This window comes from Bradyrhizobium jicamae, from assembly GCF_018130215.1.
Lineage (GTDB): Bacteria > Pseudomonadota > Alphaproteobacteria > Rhizobiales > Xanthobacteraceae > Bradyrhizobium > Bradyrhizobium jicamae_A.
The window spans coordinates 22,101-41,035 of sequence record NZ_JAFCKQ010000062.1 but is presented as its reverse complement, the minus strand read 5'-3'; the positions used below and the strand labels follow the sequence as shown (position 1 = coordinate 41,035).

Sequence of the window (18,935 nt, the reverse complement as noted above, 5' to 3'; positions counted from 1 at the left end):
CGGAGTGGTCAGATGAAAACGGACATGACAGGTGGTGAGTGCCGTCCTCGACGGCGCGGCATGTTTCTCCGTCGCAGATTCGGCAAGGACACACGCGGTGTCGCGGCAATCGAATTCGGCATCATGGTTCCGCTGCTCTCGCTGCTGGTGGTCTCGGTGACCGACATCGGTCTTGCGGTCTACCGCAAGATGCAGGTCGAGGGCTCGTCCCAGGCGGGGGTCGAATATGCCATCGCGCACGGGTACGACAGCAATGCGATTTCAACTGCGGTGGTGGCCGCGACGAATTCCAATGCGATCAGCGCATCGCCCGTTCCGACCAAGTTCTGCGGGTGCGCGACAGCCTCCGGCGTCAGCACAATGAGCTGCGGGGCAACGTGTCCCGGAGGCGGATTGGCTGGTACCTATACCGTCGTCTCCGCGCAAGGCAGCTACTCGACCATCATCAACTATCAGATCATACCGAACAGCTATGTCATCAACACCCAGTCAACCGCGAGGCTGCAGTGACGCGCGCGGCATTCTGGCCCGACACCAGCGGTGCGTCGGCACTTGAGTTCGGCCTGATCGCACCGGTCTTCTTCGCGTTCCTGTTCGGCGTGATCGAGTTCGGGCTGTTGATGTGGACGCAGGTCGGCATGCAGCACGCGGTGGAAGTCACGGCGCGATGTGCCAGCGTGAACCCCACGCTTTGCCCCACCACCAATCCGAACCAGATAGCCACCTACGCGACCCGGCAGGCCTTCGGGCTGACCTTGCCATCCTCGACGTTCACCTACAGCACCGCGGCCTGCGGCAGCCAGGTCAGCGCGAACTATCAGTTCCAATTCCCCCAGGTGCTCAACCTGGCTCCATTCACGCTGACGGCCGCGGCCTGTTTTCCGGCCTGAACACAACCGCCCCAATCGAAAACAGCGCACGTAGCGCGGATGTGGGCATGGCAGCCCCCTCGTTTTCCAAAACAAAGCCAATCTGTCCCCATTGGGTCAGCGAGTTGGTTACATGCGGCCACCAGCATCCGGCGCCGAGTTCACCGACGAAAATGGGGGCGGCCCTGGCGTCGCGTCTTTCAACCACCAAGCATGAGTCTTAGGGGTTTTGATCCCGCGAACTGATCACCGTCCCGCATAACGCATGTAGAATTCGGCGGTGCCGAAGAGTCTGCCGAAATTTTTCAACGCCTGGTCGGTCCACTCGTTGGTCGCAATTTCATAGGCCAGGGCTTGGCTGATGCTGTCCACCTGATCGTCATATCGACTGCCTGGAAAACCGAACAGCTCGTCTTCGAGATCGGCGAGCCATGACGCCTCCTGCGGCAGCAACACCTGCCCATTTGCAAATTTGGTCGAGTGGATCGACATCCGTGCGCGCTTGTCGCCCTCGGGTTTGATGGCGACAGTGTGCAGCCCGGCATTTTTCAATTCCATGGCCAGTGCGGTCCCGACGCCGGCATCCTCGATCAGGATAACGTTCGGCTTGTGGCGCTCTGCGTGCGCGAGCGCTACAGCCTTGAGGGTCGGATAGTCCATGCGGCGGCGGGTGACGTCCACGAGGTAGTATGATCTGTCCCGATAGTGCCATGTCGTGCACACGGAGTAGTCCGACTGAGCGGTGTCCTTCGAGGCCGTATCCCAGCTTTGCACCACGATCGTGTCAGATGCGCGTTCCGGAAGAATGTGGTAGCGGTTCGGCCAGTCTCGCTTGATCAGCACCCCCTCGCGCCGAACTGGCGACTGTTGATGTTGCGCGGCAAATACATCCGGAGTTTGCGACCGGATGCGCTCGAGGATTTCGCGTGGCTCACGCTCGGCATGGAGCAGGTCGCCGACCTGGCGGACATGATATCGATCATCGCCGATCTGGATCCTCTCTTCCTGCTCGGCAATCGCCGGCAGACTGAGGACGGTCCATTCCTTCCCCTGTTCCCGTATCAATCGGCCGACCAGATCATCATCGTGAAGGCGCTGCATGACAACGATGATCGCGCCAGTCCGCTTGTCGTCAAGCCGGGACTCGATGGTGTTGAAAAAGACGCTGTTCACGCGCTCGCGTACACGATCCCGCAGGGCATCGGTCGGCTTGATCGGGTCGTCGACAATAATGACGTCGCCGCCGCGCCCGGTCAGGCTTCCGTCGATCGAGGCCGACATACGCTGACCCCGTTGCGTCGTCGTGAATTCAGTCTCAGTGTTTTTCTGGCGGGACAGTTTACTGTTCGGGAACAGCTTCCGGTATGCAGGCGAATTCATGAGTTCCCTGCAATCGTTGCCTAGCTTGATGGCAAGCTCGTTACTGTAGCTGATGCAGATGAAGCGCTTGGCAGGTTCATGGCCGAGCCAGAAGGCGGGCAGGGCGACCGAGCAGATCGTCGACTTCATCATGCGCGGTGGAACATTGATGATGAGACGTTTGATCTTTCCGCTTCTGACTTGTTCAAGATGGTAGGCGATTGCGTCGATGTGCCAGTTGCCGTGAAAGGCAACGGCTGGCGACAGGATCTGGTGCGCGAACTGGATAAAGCTGGCAAAATCCGTCCGAATGATTGCATCAAGGACGCGAGGGTCAGCTATCGTCTTGCGTTTCGTCATGGATTTCGTCCTCATTCTGGGTGGGAGGAATAATTGGGTCGCTCGGCCTGACGGTCCGTCGCCTGATGAAGTCGTCGAGGATGGCGCTGTCTTCGGCCTTAAGCTCCCTGGCGCTGAGTTCCTCGAGCGCAGCCTTGCTGCCGGCGCCAAGATCAAGGCCGAGCTTGTCGGCGAGATCGAACAGATCGCGCCGCGCATGGCGATCGCCGCGTGCGAATTGGTCAACAAGCTGCATGATCCCTGCCGCCGCTTTGGTGAGCACGCGCACCTTGTCGTCCACAGTCAGCGTCACTTTCTTGCTGAGCGCGTGCTGCAGCAGGATTTTCAAGTCGGGTGCAATCGAGGGCGGCCTCTTGCGTGCGCCCTCGGGATTGCCGCTTTGCCCCGGCTTGAATTGAAATTCGCGCGGCGGGCGGCCGGGCCCAACCCGGTACTCGGCGTCCAGGGGCCGCGTGCCAGGTGCGGTCCGTGATATCGCGCGCTTTCGTGGTGACCTTTTTCGACTCGTTGCTGTCATTGAGGTCCTCTGATTTCGCTGGATGAGTGTGCGGCCAAGGAATCCGTCGTCTCGCTTTGATCTTTTGGACTTCGCAGCTCGCCGTGAACCCGCTGCGCGCAACAATTGGTCGAGATCTTGCGTTTTGGCCGGCCATCATCGTCAGTTCGTGCCAATTGCTGACCGCGGTTCGAGCCCGAGATAGCAGCGCAGCGCAAGCCGGAGGGCGAGGGACAAGTTGATGTTGGTCGTGAAGACGGGACGCTCGGCCGCCGCGCGGGCCGCCAGCATCAGGGGGTCGTCGTCGCCGTCATGCCTTTCTTCGCGGTAGTTGAGAAACCGCGGATTGATCCGGTTCGCTGGTATCAGCGGATCCTCCCACTTGGGGCCGACATCGGCATCCGTCGACAGGAAGATCGCGCTGGTGTGCGATCGGAATGGCCACCAGCTGACGAATTCTGTACCGCCTTTGCGAAGATCACCATAGATCAGCGGCTCACGTCCGGGTTGCAGAAGCGCTACAAAACGGCCGTCGTAGATTGCAAGCCGCCGATCGTTTTCGGGATCGGTGGTGCCAGGCTTGTCCGGGTCGAACCAGTCAAACCGTGGCTTCGCAAGGCGGGGTGGAAGCCCGCTGCGAGGATCGACACGTTGCGTAGTATCGAACAGGACATTGATCGGATCGCACTGTTCATAGAGATGGTCGTCGTCGGGCAGCAGGTACGCCATCTGCCCGGCAAGCGTGAGGCTTAATCCGGCACGATTGAGGGCCGAAACCAACACCAGCCGCTTCAAGGTCTTTGAGTCGAACTTGCGAATATGTCCGGCGCCGCGTTCGCCAGAAACTGTTTGCACGGCACCTACCTTGAGCAACTGCCGGATCGATCGCCCCGATAAGCCGGCGCAGGCAGTCACGTCAGCATCCGTGAAGACGCCTCTGCGGTAACGCTGGAGCGCCTCGTCAAAATCATCTTCGAGCAAAGCCATTCAGGAAAGTAACAATTTTGACGTGTCTTCGTCAATTTAAATTGTCGGACGCTCGTCAATTTATCTCCCTGCAAATTTCTTCGTCTCTCCCTGCAAGGACCGTAATAGGGAAATTTCGCGTAACTTATTGAAATAGAATGATTTTATGTCGGATTATGACGTCGCTGGTATCCCTGCAATTGCATCGAATGTCCCTGCTGAATGTTTTGTTGATTGATCTTGGCCGCTTTTCGTCGGCGTCACGTCGGCTGTGATCAAAGAACGTGAACCGCACAATGCGTCGGTCCGCCGGTGGCGTTCCGGACGGCCTTTTGGTTCTTCACGGCGGGAATAAGCATGAAGGCAATTACTGATCGGCGGATCCGCGCGTAAGTGTCAGACAGACCGGAGCAGATCACCGAGCTCCCTTTATGTGCAGTCTTGGTCTTCCTATGGCCGGCGCCCATTTTGCGGAAGCGGCTTCTGTCATTTCATCCGGTGCCCGTTGGGGCTTCCAAACAAGCTTCCCCACCAAGGATCGGTTCCTGCGCCAGCCGGTGGGCCTCAATTAGCTGTGCTGGCGAGTGATCGACTGCAGACAACTAAACGTTATCTTTGTGAGGGCTTTCAACGTGATATTTTTAACATGAGTGGTTGCCGCATCAATTTAAACTGCTTCCGATGTGTCACGCCCGATTCCCGATCTCGGGCGAGTTCGGACGAGCAAGGACGACACCAGTGGCTAAAGCAGAATCAAAACACGACTCGGATTTTTCCGGACGACTGAAACTCCTCAGGACGCGACGCTCCATGAACGTTGCGGAGTTTGCCAAACTCATCAAGGTCAGTCCTGCAGCCATCTGGCATTGGGAAAACAAGGGAACCGTGCCGCGCACCACAACGATCGAGTTGATCGCTGAGGTCCTGGGCGTAAGTCGCTCGTATCTTGAGACGGGCAGGCAGTCGAACGGCGAGGCTCTGAATGGCGAGAATCGCGACGGCGAAATTCGCGCTATCAGCATAACCGGGATCAAACTGAGCCTCGAGGAACTGGTGCGGGCGATCGAGGCCAAGGGCTTCGTCGTGTCGATTAGCACGCGCAACTAACGTTAGTTACCGATACCCCATGTCATTCTAATAGGGTTCAGCCGGACGTCGTTAGAGCCAGATCAATTTCAACTACGATCGCATGAAATCTATGGATGTGACGATGATATATACTCGCCCTTTGATAGTTTGAATCTGAATGGCCGTCGGGTCGGCGCAATTGAGGGTCTCGTCTTGGGTACTCCTTCTGAGAGTCACATCCTCCAAGACTTGCAATAGACTGCTTGAGCGCCGGAGATAGTCCCGAGCCTGGCGCCGTTGGGGACGCAGGATCAATGCGATCCAGACCTGCAAAATGGTGGGTGGGCGCGGCGTTTGCGGCCAACTTGTTTTTGGCGCTCTCAATACTCGTGGCTCGCGGTGTCGACGCTCACGGCACGAGAGCAGCGCTGATCGCCACAGGTCGCGTCACGTTTATTTGGTTCTGGCCGGCATATGCCGGCGGGCCGTTGGCGACCCTTTTTGGTGCGGCGCTTCTGCCGCTGAAGCAGCGTGGACGCGAGCTTGGCCTTGCTTTCGCTGCCGCGCTCCTTGTCCATCTCGCCCTGGTTGGTTGGCTTTGCTGGATAGGCGCGACGCCGTCAATCGGTCTGTTCATCCGCTTCGGGACTGCTGCGAGCATTACCGTGCTGCTTGCATTTTTCTCGCTAGGCAGTCTGCACGCGCTGCTCGGCCCTGGCGGGTGGCGATTGTTGCGAACAATCGGGATGAACTACATTCTCTATGTTTTTCTCTACGACTTCTGGCAGAATCCGCTGCAGGGAGGAATTCCGCATCTCGTCGAATATCTTCCCTTCACCGTGATGGCTATCGCGGCCGCCTTGCTGCAGGTGGCGGCCTGGGGCGTCCGGCTGCGACTTCACAGCACACCTGAAGGTGATGTTGGGGGCTCTGACGGAGGTGGGCATTTCCGCGACCCCACAAACCGCGTGACCTGAGACGTCAGGGAACGGCGGATTTGATTTCCCCGAGCGACGTCGCTGCCTTGCGAATTGGAGACCCGCACTGCCACTCGTGCGCCCCTCAAACAAAGTCGCGATGGCCGGGATGTCCGCGTGATCCTCTTGAGCTTGTTGGCAATGCGGATGGCGAAGCCTGGTCCGGCGTTCCGGGCTTCACCCATGGGCAGGGGATGGCTGGGCCGGTCCCAAGAAAGCGAGCATGCGCGCATTACTGGCCTGCTCGGCGAGGTGCCGGACGGTTTTGGTGCCCATGCGACGATGAAAGCGCGGTGCAGGCCTATGTGCAAACTATCAATGCCACGGGGGCAGGCGACTGCATCAAGCTGCTGAGTTCGCGCGGATCATCCACGGACCGGGCAGGGAGCTTTCAACGTCGGGAAACCCGCCGGTTCGCTGCTAATAGCAAGTATATGCATGTTGGCTGGCTGTTGCGACACAGTAGCCATAACTGGCGCGGTACGGGTAGCCGTAGCCATACGGGTAACCGTAGCCGTAATCGTCTCCGTAGACGGAATAGCCGTAGCCGTACGCCGGGTAGCCGTATCCGTATGGGTAACCGTAGGCACCCGCCAGGCCGAGACCTATCCCAAGTCCAAGAGCCGCCACTCCAAACCCGCCCCCGCGCCAACCACCGCCGCGCCAGCCGCCGCCACCGAATCCGCCGTGGAAACCGCCACCATGAAAGCCACCGCCCCCGAAGCCTCCGCGTGCCGAAGCGGCAGTCGGCGCAAACGCCACGGCCATACAAGCGATCAGTGAAACAAGGGTTTTCCTGAGCATCAGACTCTCCAGCCTTTAGAAAGTCGCCCGATTTATGAAACGCCTCAGGTCCGGTTTAGTTGCTGACCAGTCGAGCCGGCGGGATGGCGCCCGATCACTGCTTCTCTGCGGGGCGCTGACGGCACCGTCACGTGGGCGGAACGATCGATCGTTCGACTCAGAACCAGCAGCGAGAAGGCATCGCCGATAAGGGACGCGCTTCCGCAAGCGTGAAAGGGTAGCCGGCCAGGAAATCGGCGGTCATTGCCGCTTCGGGGAGGCTCTGGGTGACGCGCCAACGGCGGCGCGGGTTGTAAATCTGCAACGCTCGCGACCTATGCTTCACGCGTACCAGCAAAGCAGCCGCGGTTTGGATTGGCACAAAGGGCAGAGACTGACATCGCGCATCTCGGCGTCAACGATGCCAGGCACTGTCTGGCGTTCCGAACTCTCGACGATCAATCCCGAAGCCGCACGACAGTCGTGGGCGGTGCCGCGAGTAACTCTGCCGTCAGCTGAAGCAATTGCTGTTCGGTGAAGGGCTTCTTCAGAACCTTCGCCCGTGCGAAGCTCGACGGCAGCGCTTCTCTGCCGTAGCCCGTTACAAACGCGAACGGCACCTTCTTGCGGGTTAAAGCGGCCGCAACCTCGTCGACTTGTTGGCCGCGCAGGTTCGCGTCGACCAGCGCACAGTCGAAATTGTGCTCAGCGATCAGGCGCAGAGCCTCGTTCACCGTCACCGCCTGTCCGGCAACTCGCGCGCCCGCCTGGTCCAGAGCTGCAATAATGTTTAGGGCGATCAGCGGCTCATCCTCGATAATAGCGAACGTCTTGCCTTTGAGGTTGGCGAGCGGTGAGGCTGCGGGGGGTGGCACAGATCCGGACGAAACTTTCGGTGGACGCGGTTGTAGTTTCGAAACGTCGGAATTCGCCAAGGGCAGAATGAGCTCCCAATGGATCCCGTCCCCCTCGATCGATCGCCGCGCGCTGCCGCCTTCCCCCTTAACCGTCTGTTCGATGAGGGTCGTGCCGAAACCGCGCCTCACTGGCACCTTGATCGGGGGGCCGCCCCGTTCCCGCCAGTCGAGCTGTAGCCCGTCGCCGCTCACGCTCCATTCGATCGAGACCTTGCCATCCGCCCTGGACAGGGCGCCGTATTTAACCGAATTCGTGCCGAGCTCGTGCAGCATCAGGGCGGTGTGCAATGCCATCTGAGGCTCAAGCTGCACCGATGGTCCCAAGGCCGTGGCCCGATTGTCGTCGAGCGCGCCGGGCGGGATCTGATCGCGGATGACCTCGCGTAAATCCGCGCCCTCCCAGTTCGTGCTGGTGAGAAGCGAGTGCATGCGCGACATCGACTGCAGGCGCCCACTGAAGCTGTCGGCGAACGACGCGGGATCCTTCGATCTGCGCAAGGTCTGTTGCGCGATGGCATCGACCGTAGTGAGCATGTTCTTCACACGGTGATTTAGCTCGTTCATCAGCAATTTCTGGGTCTCTTCAGCATGCTTCCGCTCGGTCACGTCGCGCGCGGCCCCGAACCACTCGATGATCTCGCCATCCGCGCCAAGAAGCGGTATTGCGCGCGAATGGGCCCAACCGAGGCTGCCATCGACGCGAATGACCCGGTGCTCGAGATCGAAGACCTTTTTGCTCGCGATAGCGTCCCGGATCACCGCCCTTACCGTCGGCTGATCTTCGGCATGGATGTACCTGGAGAGCCAGCTTTCGCTCGGGCCGTTTGTATCAGCAATGAAATCCTTGCCCTCCAGGAACCGCATTTCCCTCCAGTCTGGGCCCATCCGGTAGATGCTGTCCGAACTGGCGGTGACGAAGGCACGGAAACGCTCCTCGCTCGCTTGCAGCGCCTTCGCCGCCTGAGCGCGGTACCGAGCCATGTTGAGGTGGGCTTCGATGCGAGCCAGTAATTCGCGTGCGCTGAACGGCTTGATCAGGTAGTCGTCAGCCCCGGTGCTCAGACCCTCGATGCGGCTTTCCTCTCCGGCTCGCGCGGACAGCATGATCACGGGGGTGGTACTGGTCTGGGGGTCGCTGCGCAGCTTCTTCAATAACTGCAGGCCATCCAGCCCCGGCAACATGACATCGGTGAGAACCAGGTCCGGCTTTTGGCAGGCGACCGCTGCAAGCGCAGCGTTGCCGTCTGCGACGACTTCGAGGCGGTAGTGCGGACCGAGCAGGCGGCGCAGATAATCGCGCAGATCGGCATTGTCGTCGACGACCAGCACGCATGCGCGTTCCTCGCTTCGCAACGCCGCCGGGGACTCAAGTTCGAATTCGGGCACGTCGGAGTTGCCGTCGGGCAGCCACCGCAAGGCTTCCGCGATGAAAGGCGCCGCCGCGACGGGAGTCGTCGCGGGCCCCGCGGCGCGCCCGATTTGATCGGTCGGCAAATGTCCGCTTCCCCTCGGAATCGAAATCCGAAACGTCGTTCCCCCGCCGAGTTTGCTTTCAGTCGACACGTTGCCGCCGTGCAGCCTGACCAGTTCCTGGACGAGGGCAAGCCCGATGCCGGATCCCTCTCGGGTACGACCCTCGGCGCCCTCGATCCGATGGAATCGTTCGAACAGACGAGGCATCTCACCGGCAGGAATACCGATGCCTGTATCGCGTACCATCAGGACGAAATGGTCGCCATCTGCGCGAAGCTTCACCTCGATCTCGCCTTGCAGCGTGTACTTGAAGGCGTTCGACAGGAGATTGAGGCCGATCTTCTCCCACATCTGGCGATCAATGTAGGCGGGCTCGGGCAGGGCAGGGGTATCGACAATGAGTTTAAGTCCTGCCTTTTCGGTGGCCGAACGAAAGACGCTGGCGAGTTCGGCCGTGGCCGCGGCAAGATCGGTCGGCTCGAACGAGGCTCGCACACGTCCGGCTTCGATCCGCGAGAACTCAAGAAGAGTGTTGACGAGCTTAAGCATCCGCAGGGAATTGCGATGAGCGACGACCAGACGCTCACGGTCGTCGGCAGGCAGCGTGCCGCGCGACAGCATATCCTCGACATGACCTAGCATGAGGGTCAGCGGCGTCCGAAATTCGTGGCTGACGTTGGAAAAGAACGTCGTCTTCGCCCGGTCGATCTCGGCCAGCGCTTCGGCGCGCTTGCGCTCCTCTTCGTACGATCGCGCATTGGCGATGGCGCTTCTCACCTGCGCTTTCACCAGTTGCAGGAAGTCGGTATGACGCTCGTCGAGCTCAAGGCGCGGATTCGTCCCAACGACCAGAAAGCCGCTCGTCTCCAATGAATTCAGCGCGGCGATGGGAAGCACCACCGCCTTACGGGTCAAACTTGAGAAGCTCCGTTCCGGCTCTGACGGGAAACGGGACTGCAGGTCCTCGAACACGGTGAAGGGAGCTTTGTCGGAGAAATGCCAGCCGCCGCCCGGGTCGTTGCCGGACAACGCGACCACGTTGGGACTGGCGAACGTGCCAGGATCAATGCCGGCGGCTCCGGCGAGCGAGGCGGTCTTGCGGTCAGAGCCGATGAGATAGAGCAAGGCGAACGGGACGTCTCTCGGGTGCAGAGCCAACGTCTCGGTCACCATGGCGCAGGCCTCGGCCGTCGAGCGCGCGTCGCCGGCGCGCGCGGCAAGATCCCGGAGGATGATGGTGCGTCGCTCAGCGACGACCTTTTCGGTGATTTCCACAACCGTCGCCAGCACGCCGCCGGTACCATTCGGGGCGGCCTCGTCTGGCACGGCGCTGTAGGCGACGGTGAAATGGGTCTCCTCGAGAAAACCGTGCCGGTTGATCTCGAGTTCGATGTCCTCGTTCCAGGTGGCGGGACCTCCGTTGAATGGCGTGTCGATAAGTGGCTCCAGGATGTGCCAAATCTCGCTCCAGCACTCGCTCACCGGCTTGCCGAGAGCCCAGGGGTGCTTGGTGCCGAGCACAGGGCGATAAGCGTCGTTGTAGATGGAGACGTATTCTGGTCCCCACCACAGCAGCAGGGGAAAGCGGTTCGCGAGCAGGAAGGGGATCATCACTCGCAATGTTGGAGACCAGTCCTTCATCGGGCCGATGGCTGTCTTCGACCAGTCGAATGCCCGGATGAGCGACCCCATCTCGCCCCCGCCGGCGATCCAGGAGGCCTCTGCAGAGGAGGTTTCTTGGGTCTCGACCATGTATCTTCCAGCTGCCTTAAAAACCGGGGTCAACGTTAATTGTCGGGGATGGTTCCTGAGTTGGCGCCACCGGCGGCAGTTGCTTCGCGGCTCGATTGCGCGAACTCCGCCGACCGCAGGCGGAGTCGCAACGATATCTGCGCTGCATCACGAGCGTCGGTGAACGATGGCAGACGTTTCCCATGCCGCGCGAACGGTCGCGAAAGGTCACTCTCGGACCCGTTCCTGTCACCCGGTAGGTTCACTGTCATCGCTCAACGAGAGGACATCCGTCCTCGCCCGCCTGTCGAAACGCCTGATCGCCCGCGATCGTCGCGATGATCTTGTAGTAGTCCCAAGGGCCGTTCGATTCAGCCGGCGTTTCTACGTGCACGAAGTAAATGTCGTGCAGGAGTCTGCCGTCTTCCCGCAGCTTGCCGTCTCTTGTGTAAAAATCGTGGACCGGGATCTCGCGCATATGTCGCGGGGACAATCAGGCGCGCAATGGTCATGCCACGGTTTTGCTGTTCACGTCGGGGCAGATATTCAGTTGTCGGATGGTCGGTTGTCATCGGTCTCGTCGGCGAATTATCGATCCGACATCCACCCGATGAAGTGTTCGGTAGCAGCCGCCAGCGCTTCGCAGTCGTCGCAAGAGGCGCTGCGGCCGAACGACGTGCACGTTGGTAACCTTAATTTCTCCTTTCGATTGTCGATAAAGTTTTATCGATTATCCTGTTAACAGTTGAACGGTGTGACGAACCGTACGATGCGAGGCTCAGCCAAGTAGGCTTGATAACCTCTCTGAAATCGAAGGGTGGGCAGAGCGCAGTGCCAGCCACCTTTCGGGCTGTCCGGCGGCGGCCGGCAGGGCAAATCAATTTCTGAAGTGCTTTTGATTGCCAGCTTGCGGCGCATACCGCACCGCATGAATCTCTCCGGTGGGATGTTCCAAGATGACGTTCGCGCTTCTTTTGATCGCGGTCGGAGGCGGCTCTTTGTTGCTGGCCGGGTTCGTCGCATTTGGCCTTTGGAGAAACGCGCTCCATTCGACGGCGCGGATCTAGCAATAGTAGCTCCGACGGCCTCGCTCATCGGGTTGAGCGAGGCAGGCGGAATGGCCGCACCGCCGCGCGGCCTGACAGCCGAGCACCGCGCCTACAACTTTCCCCAAGGCGACGCGTGCTCGGCTGTTCACTTTCTGATCAGCTTTCGCCTTTCAAGTAACGGTTCAGAGGTGGAAACAGACTGTGAACAGATGACGGCTATGTTACCTAGTAAGATATATGAACAGAGTTGGGCACGGCGAACGAGGGGCGGCAAAAAGGCGGCGTCCCGATGGAGCAAATTGGGCTGTTTCGAAATTCGACTTTGGCAGCAGGGCGTTAGGGCGGACCACCGTCTGGTTGCCATTGCGGAACGATCGAGGAACAGTTCAATAGCCTCGCGGTGGGCAAGTAGAAGATCGCAGTGGCAGTTCCTGACGGCATGCAGGCTCGATTGGATTTGAGCGTTCCAAATAACGCGGCCTGGGCGCCGGGAAGCAATGAGGCCGGATTCTCCCACTCGTGTCGGAGCGAGATCTTAGCCGCGCTGGTCCCCTTGTTCCCGCAAAGAACGGCCCCAGCGAGAGGGGCTAGCTGGGGCCGGTCTCTTCCTATGCATCGCCGAACCGCCCGTTGCCATTAATCGGGTTGCTCTCTGGGCCCTAAGATACGTCCGTAATGAAAACTTCCCTGCCCAGTAATGAGATGATCCGCCCGTACCTCAGTCCCGGAAATTACAATTGTGAATCTGGTGCTGTTTTTTCCTCAATCATGCGACCGACTTTAGTTGGATCGAACAGTTCCTTGACCTCGCTGAGGCGGAGCGTAATCCGAAGATCGGAGAGCGTTTGCCGATGGCGCGCATAGGTGAATCGTTTGCTCAGGCGAACTTTCGGCCGTCAGGTGGTATGCACGGTTATCGAGCCCCTGAGACGGAGGCCGCGGCGGCGGCCAGGTAGAAGTTCACAGGGCGCGAGATGCGGGCGATTGGCGTGGGTGCGCCTTTTTCTGCGCAGCGAGAAAGCCAGATCGCGGCGACAGACGCGTCGAAACAACTCGCGCGCTGTATTCGGAACCTGTCACGAAACGAAAGAGTGGGCCGAAGCTCATCGCTGACAATGGACCGATAAAGTGCAGTCCCGATACCGACGCCTCGAAGCTGGCACTTAGTTTTGGCGCCCGCCCGAGACGTTCGATCGCACTTCGCAGATGCTGAGAGACGAACGTCAGACGTCCAACGTCGATATCATATCCGCTACCGGCGATGACGTGGTCGACAACCAACTGACGTTCCCCTGCATCACTTGCAAGACGGAGCTCCAGTGCCCCGCGCGAGGACACCTCGCGCGCATCGACGACGGTTACTCCGAGATGGATCGGCAACTGGCCTTCAACTCTGTCGCGCAGCCACCATGCACCCTCGGCTGGCAGGTGGCTTTTAACGAACCGAGTTCGCCATCTGGCGGGCACTCGATGAAAAGCGCCCGGAAATTCAGTAAGCGCCTTGGCTTTTAGTCCGCGTCCCAGCCCCGAGATGGGCCAGCGCAGTCGCTCCCAAAGACCAGGTTCGAGTGAGGAGCGGTCATGCCAACGTATCGAGCTTTCCCGTACGAGAAGCTGTGGCCGTGCGCCTGCCTCGCGCAATAAGGCAGCCGCTTCGAGAGCTGATTGACCTGCCCCGATCACCGCGACGTCGCGCCCCTTGAACGCGGTGAAGCTGGTAACCGCGGATGTATGGACCGCAAGATCCGCTGGCAATGATGACAGCACGGCCGGCACATACGCAAAGCCTGACAACCCCGTCGCAATGACTACCCGATCTGCGACAATTCGCTCGCCATTAGAAAGAGAGATAGCAAAGCTCTCTCCCTGCCGATCGACGTGTTCAACTTCCACGGGCTCGACCCAAGGCACATTGTGTTGCTGGAACCAGCGCCCGTACTCCGTGAAATTCGCGATCGAGCACGGCTCGAAAGTCTCGAGACCACGGGGCCCATTATAGTCAGCGAAGGAATAGCCCGGCACCGGTGTAGAGAGGTTGGTTCCGAAACAGAAGGATTTGAGATAGCGCTGGCCACCGGCCTCGGCGATATCAGACCAGAATCGCATCGGATGTCCGAAGATGCGGTGTTCTACCCTGCGCGCCGAAAGATGTGCGGCGAGCGAAAGTCCATACGGACCGGCTCCGATGATCGCGACGGCGATATGGCTCACGACAATTCCTGAATGGCTTGCTCTGGCGTCCAAGCGGCGTCTGGCGACGTCAAACGCAACAGCCGCGGCAAAGCTTTGATGCCGAGATAGGTTTGCGAGAGCGCATGGATTACCGCGGGAACTGGATCGCTGCCGTCGACGGCGTAATCGACTGCATCGGCCGCATGCTGCTTGAGCCAGGAGCGCCAATAGCTGCGGTCCTTATGCGACGTTCGGCTCGAGATCGTCCGAGCAATTAGAAACGCGCGCAGGACGAAGCTATCGCAAAAGACGACGCGCTGATCATCTTGCTCCTGCGCCTTCCGCAGCGCTTCACGCAGGGATGTGATGTCACCAACAGCATCAAGACATGCAAGGAGCGGAAGCGGCATGCCGCGGCGGATGTCCATCCCGATCTGATTGAAGAGGCGCGGATTGAAGTCGATAACGGCCCAACGCCCATCGAACAGAACAAACTCAACCTCGAAAATTCCAAAATATTCCAGCTCGCGACAAAGGCGGCGAACTGCATCCGAAAGCTCCGGCGCCTGCGGCAGTGATTCAAAGCAAAGCCCAACCCCGATGGGCTGCGATCGCTGCAGCACTTTGGTTGCGATCCGGGTAACAAACAGCTCTCCTGTCGCGTCGATGAACCCTGTCACCGAACGCACACCCTCGCTCCCCACCCGGACGAACTGTTGCAGGATGGGCAAGTGGGCATTGGCTAAAGATGTGCTGTCGACCGCCCGGCTTCCCTCGCGATCAATAAACAGCTCATATTTGCTCAACAGCTCACTGCTGGAGTAGGCCACTATCCCCTTGTGGCGCTTGAGGCGGTAAACATGAGTGCGCGGCTTTATAAGGATAGGATAGGGCAAGCTCGGCGCTAATTTCGCGACTTCATCGATATTTTGCGGATCCCAACTCGGCAACACAGTGAGGCCGGCATTGATTGCCGCATCGGCAAGAAGTTTCTTGTCAAGAATGCGCTGAAAGGTTCCGATCGACGGTTGATACATACGGAAATGCCGAGACAGACGCTCGGAATTCTCCGCATACATCCACGCAGTGTCGTCCGACGTCGGTAACAATATCTTGCCCGGATCGTCCGCACCAATGGCGACGAGCCGCTCAATAAACGATGGACCTTCGCTTTCCGGTGGCGCGGGATAGACACGGGCCGTGTGACGCGACCATGCCGCTGCGTCGAGGCGTTGGCTTGTCAGGACGTCGACGTCGAAGTTGTTTCTCGCAAGATGGCGGACAGCAGCGATTGTTCCACCAAACGACGCAGACCCCAAGAGCACAGACGTGCGCTTATTCGAGATTTTCACGACACCAGTCTTCAAACTTAATTGGTTCGCCCAAGAGGCGGTTTCTGGAAAAGCGCGGCTGCCCGCAAGGAATATCAAAGGTGCGGGCGGTTTCGATTAGCATCGCGCTTTAGCAGCGTCTACTTGGGTTGGCAATTATGGTAACCGTTCAACGCTAAATAGCCACAGAAATCAGCTCCATGAGGGTGGCAGGAACTGTTCACCGATCCCGATTGCCGGAATATATGTTTCCACACAGAAACTTGAGGGGGCCGGCTTCGGTCGGAACGACGCGGAGGCCAACGCCTGCATTCAAGTCGACCGGGGTGGTCGATGCGCGACCTGGATGCTCGGGCCCTCCGAAGCGGTGAACCGATACGTCGATGGAGCTTATGCAACGCTAAAATAATTGTGACGCCCTAATTTAATTAATATTAAAAGTGGGTCTTGCGCGAATGGGTGATAGGCGAGACTGACGAGCGGGCGCCGACCAACACGCCGGATTGCGCTCGCCGGCTAATAAGCCGGCAACACAGCGTCGACCTGACGGCTGTCTTTCCTGACGATAATGATCGACCCGTTGCGGGTCGCAAATCTGGCTCCGAGCAGTTTGGGCACTTTTTCGGTGAGGGACGAGGGCAGGGGGATCGTCCCCCCGCTGATGGGATCGCCGACATTGATCGCCGGTGTCGGTGCGCCGCTTGCGGGCGCGGGCTTGACGTATTCACGGATGATCTGGATTTCCTCGCGCGACAGGTTCAGTGCGGCCTGGTCGGTGCGTGCTTCGATTCCGGCCTTGCCCGTGTCGGCCGCCGGATCTGCCGCTGGCTTGTTTTGGCCGGCCTCCCGTTGCGCCGTTTCCTGTCTGGCCTTCTCCGCGCGCTCGAGTTTTTCCAATCGCTCGCTGAGCGATCCAACTTCTCGATTGAGCCTGGCGATGTCCGTCTTGAGTGCTTTGGTCTGTCCAAGAGCGATCACTGCGGCCGCGCACGCCACGAATGCGAAAAAGCTGAGGAATGCCGATACGGCGCCGCCCATCCGTCCAGCAGTTCGCTTGCGTATCAGACCTGCGTTGTTCTGCTCCCTATGACGTTTCCACGCGTCGGCGACCGTCGTTGTCCAGGCCTTGAGTACGGCAAAGAAGCGTGTTTGCCGGAACGGCCTTCGACCCGAATCCTGTCGTATCGATCGCAAATCTGGCGCAGCAACGAAGACGGAATAATTCTGATCTGCGGCAACTGATGATCTGATCTCGTCGGGACGATCCTCTGCGCTCGAATGCCGCTCGCCGATCACAGAGCTCCCGATCCGGTCAGATACTCCCGGATCGGTCATTGCCTCGGTGTCAAGGCTGTCCCGTTCAGGGAAAGCCGCGCCCGGAAATGTTGGGGAATCCGTCGGGAAACTGCCGCCCCCCAGTGATTGCAGCAGGGAGCGTCCGGCATCCGTGATGTGCAGCCAGCCATTGTTCCGGAAGACCAGACCAGACGCGAAAATATCGATGTCAGCAATTTCAGGGAGGAGCTTCAGGTGTTCGGTCTGGATCGGGCTCGGCGCAAATGCACCGGCATCACGCGCGATCTGGTCAAGCGTTGCCCGGCCGTCAGGGCTATGGGCCAACACGTTCAAGACCTCAAGCCTAAGCCTCATCTTTCACTCCCGCAGTCCGTCCTGTCGCACAGCCACAAAGGGCTCGGAGCTCGGGCGGACTGAACACGAAGCCGGATTGATTTGGACATGCGGGCGGTGGCCTCAAGCCACGGCACGCCGCTTTTTCCGGGTCTTGGAGCGCTGCGTCTCCTCTTCCTCGTCCTCTCCGCCATCGGTCGCAGTGCCGTCCGACATGGCCAGCAGGTTGTGCTTCATGGCGAGAAGAGCGTCCGACGCGGCTTCCAGCTGCTTCCGTTCGATCCCGTTGACGATCGTGGCGTTGAACTTGTCGGTTTCCTTCCTGAGCTTCTCGAGGAAGCCTCGCGCCTGCTTGGTGACATAGACACGCTTGACCCGTCGATCGACCGGATCGGCCTGGCGGATCACGAAGCCCGAGGACTCCAGCCGGTCGATCAGATTTCCGACGGCGACCTTGCCAACATCGAGCTCATTGGCGAGTTGAACCTGGGGGAGGCCGTCCTTGCGCGAAATGAATGCCAGCACCCACCACTGCGAGCGGGTGATTCCGAGCGGCGCCAGGGCGCGGTCGAACATCATTCTCCTGAGCCGCGACACGTCGTGGATGAGATAGCCAAGCCGGAGATCCCAATCGGGCTGATCAACCATTGAGTTTCCCTTGAGGCGAGTCGGGGGACGGAGATCGATTAATACCATACACCAGCGTATTTTAAAGGGTCGGTCGCGAAACCGGCGCGAAATCGGCACCTGACCGCCATTGCTCGATTTACAAAAGAAGTACGCTAGTGTATTACTTGATCGAACGATCGCCTCCGGCGGACCGAGAAGCGATCGACCGCATAAAGAGATCAGGGAAGGAAGTCGCGCATGTTCGACGCTGCCGTCCTGAAGGGAAAGCGCATCCTCGTTACTGGCGGAGGAACAGGGCTCGGCAAGGAGATGTCGGTCGGATTCGCATCCCACGGCGCCCACGTCTACATCTGCGGGCGGCGAAAGGACATCCTGGATCAGGCTGCGCAGGAAATCCGCGCTCGATCGGGAGGAGAGGCGTCCGCGCTGCTCGCCAATGTGCGCGATCCCGACAGCATCGAAGCGTTGCTGGCCAGCATCTGGGCGGAGGGACCGCTTACCGGCCTGGTCAACAATGCCGCCGCCAACTTTCTGGCTCCAACCGAAAGCCTGTCGCCGCGCGGTTACGAGTCGGTCCGGTCGACGGTGATGGATGGCTCGTTCTACGCGTCGCTCGGCTGCGGGAAGCGGTGGATCGCTGCGGGCTTGCCGGGCGTGATCATCAGCAATCTCGTCACATGGGTATGGACCGGGTCTGCCTATGTCGTCCCGTCGGCGATGGCGAAGGCGGCCGTCCATGCCATGACCATGTCGCTCGCGGTCGAATGGGGACCGAAGGGCATTCGCGTCAATGCGATTGCGCCAGGACCGTTCCCGACCGAGGGCGCGTGGGACAAGCTCAATCCGCTGGCCGAGACTGGCGTCGGCGCGACGCAGACGGACGAGGTGCCGCTGCGTCGCTTCGGCAAGATGGACGAATTGCGCAATCTCCTGATCTTCCTGATGTCGGATGGCAGCAGCTACATCACCGGAGACACGATCAGTATCGATGGCGGGCATCATCTGGCGGCACCCTCGACGTTCGCCGGGCTTTCGAAGCTGTCGTCGGCCGACTGGCAGCGCGCACGCGAGGCGATCCAGGCCTCGGTGCAGAAGGAAAAGCAGGCGCGGTCGATTTGAGCTCCG

The 18,935-nt window shown here is 59.8% G+C and carries 14 protein-coding genes; 5 read left to right on the top strand and 9 right to left on the bottom strand.

Annotated elements, in window-relative coordinates; genetic code table 11:
- The first annotated feature begins 60 nt into the window (after positions 1 to 60).
- A complete protein-coding gene (locus JQ586_RS36515) occupies positions 61 to 510 on the top strand; it encodes a TadE/TadG family type IV pilus assembly protein (RefSeq protein WP_212399487.1) in 450 nt (149 codons plus the stop codon).
- A complete protein-coding gene (locus tag JQ586_RS36510) occupies positions 507 to 890 on the top strand; it encodes a TadE/TadG family type IV pilus assembly protein (RefSeq protein ID WP_212399486.1) in 384 nt (127 codons plus the stop codon). Before JQ586_RS36515 ends, JQ586_RS36510 begins: the two co-directional genes overlap by 4 nt.
- A gap of 225 nt (positions 891 to 1,115) precedes the next feature.
- On the opposite strand, the gene terL is transcribed toward JQ586_RS36510, so the two are convergent.
- From terL to JQ586_RS36495, 3 genes are all read right to left on the bottom strand, one after another.
- A complete protein-coding gene (terL, locus tag JQ586_RS36505) occupies positions 1,116 to 2,588 on the bottom strand; it encodes a phage terminase large subunit (protein ID WP_212399485.1) in 1,473 nt (490 codons plus the stop codon).
- On the bottom strand, positions 2,563 to 3,105 hold the full coding sequence (locus JQ586_RS36500) for a DUF5681 domain-containing protein (protein WP_249148604.1): 543 nt from the start codon (positions 3,103 to 3,105) through the stop codon (positions 2,563 to 2,565). The genes terL and JQ586_RS36500 overlap by 26 nt, the downstream gene beginning before the upstream one ends.
- A 141-nt stretch (positions 3,106 to 3,246) precedes the next feature.
- The gene (locus tag JQ586_RS36495) at positions 3,247 to 4,071 is read right to left on the bottom strand and encodes a hypothetical protein (RefSeq protein WP_212399483.1); all 825 of its coding nucleotides are present in this window, start codon (positions 4,069 to 4,071) and stop codon (positions 3,247 to 3,249) included.
- Between the two features lie 717 nt (positions 4,072 to 4,788).
- On the opposite strand from JQ586_RS36495, the gene JQ586_RS36490 reads away from it, so the two are divergent.
- Together JQ586_RS36490 and JQ586_RS36485 are read left to right on the top strand one after the other, a co-directional pair.
- Positions 4,789 to 5,157, top strand: a complete 369-nt coding sequence (locus JQ586_RS36490) for a helix-turn-helix domain-containing protein (RefSeq protein WP_212399482.1) — start codon at positions 4,789 to 4,791, stop codon at positions 5,155 to 5,157.
- A 275-nt stretch (positions 5,158 to 5,432) separates the two neighbouring features.
- Positions 5,433 to 6,095 carry a hypothetical protein gene (locus tag JQ586_RS36485; protein ID WP_212399481.1) on the top strand — a complete coding sequence of 221 codons (663 nt, stop codon included), beginning with the start codon at positions 5,433 to 5,435 and terminating at the stop codon, positions 6,093 to 6,095.
- A gap of 1,241 nt (positions 6,096 to 7,336) precedes the next feature.
- Here JQ586_RS36485 and JQ586_RS36480 read toward each other — a convergent pair.
- From JQ586_RS36480 to JQ586_RS36455, 6 genes are all read right to left on the bottom strand, one after another.
- Complete coding sequence (locus tag JQ586_RS36480; RefSeq protein ID WP_212399480.1) at positions 7,337 to 11,020, bottom strand: response regulator; 3,684 nt, start codon at positions 11,018 to 11,020, stop codon at positions 7,337 to 7,339.
- Between the two features lie 247 nt (positions 11,021 to 11,267).
- Positions 11,268 to 11,477 carry a hypothetical protein gene (locus JQ586_RS36475; RefSeq protein ID WP_212399479.1) on the bottom strand — a complete coding sequence of 70 codons (210 nt, stop codon included), beginning with the start codon at positions 11,475 to 11,477 and terminating at the stop codon, positions 11,268 to 11,270.
- 1,531 nt (positions 11,478 to 13,008) lie between these two features.
- Entirely contained in the window at positions 13,009 to 14,259 is a 1,251-nt protein-coding gene (locus tag JQ586_RS36470; protein WP_212399478.1) for an NAD(P)-binding domain-containing protein, read from the bottom strand.
- Entirely contained in the window at positions 14,256 to 15,572 is a 1,317-nt protein-coding gene (locus JQ586_RS36465; protein WP_312017064.1) for an ATP-grasp domain-containing protein, read from the bottom strand. The genes JQ586_RS36470 and JQ586_RS36465 overlap by 4 nt, the downstream gene beginning before the upstream one ends.
- A gap of 495 nt (positions 15,573 to 16,067) precedes the next feature.
- Complete coding sequence (locus JQ586_RS36460) at positions 16,068 to 17,201, bottom strand: hypothetical protein (RefSeq protein WP_212399477.1); 1,134 nt, start codon at positions 17,199 to 17,201, stop codon at positions 16,068 to 16,070.
- A 102-nt stretch (positions 17,202 to 17,303) separates the two neighbouring features.
- Entirely contained in the window at positions 17,304 to 17,828 is a 525-nt protein-coding gene (locus JQ586_RS36455; protein ID WP_212399476.1) for a MarR family winged helix-turn-helix transcriptional regulator, read from the bottom strand.
- Positions 17,829 to 18,047: 219 nt separating this feature from the next.
- On the opposite strand from JQ586_RS36455, the gene JQ586_RS36450 reads away from it, so the two are divergent.
- Positions 18,048 to 18,929 (top strand): SDR family oxidoreductase, encoded by an 882-nt coding sequence (locus tag JQ586_RS36450; RefSeq protein WP_212399475.1) that lies wholly within the window; start codon positions 18,048 to 18,050, stop codon positions 18,927 to 18,929.
- The last annotated feature ends 6 nt before the right edge of the window (positions 18,930 to 18,935 follow it).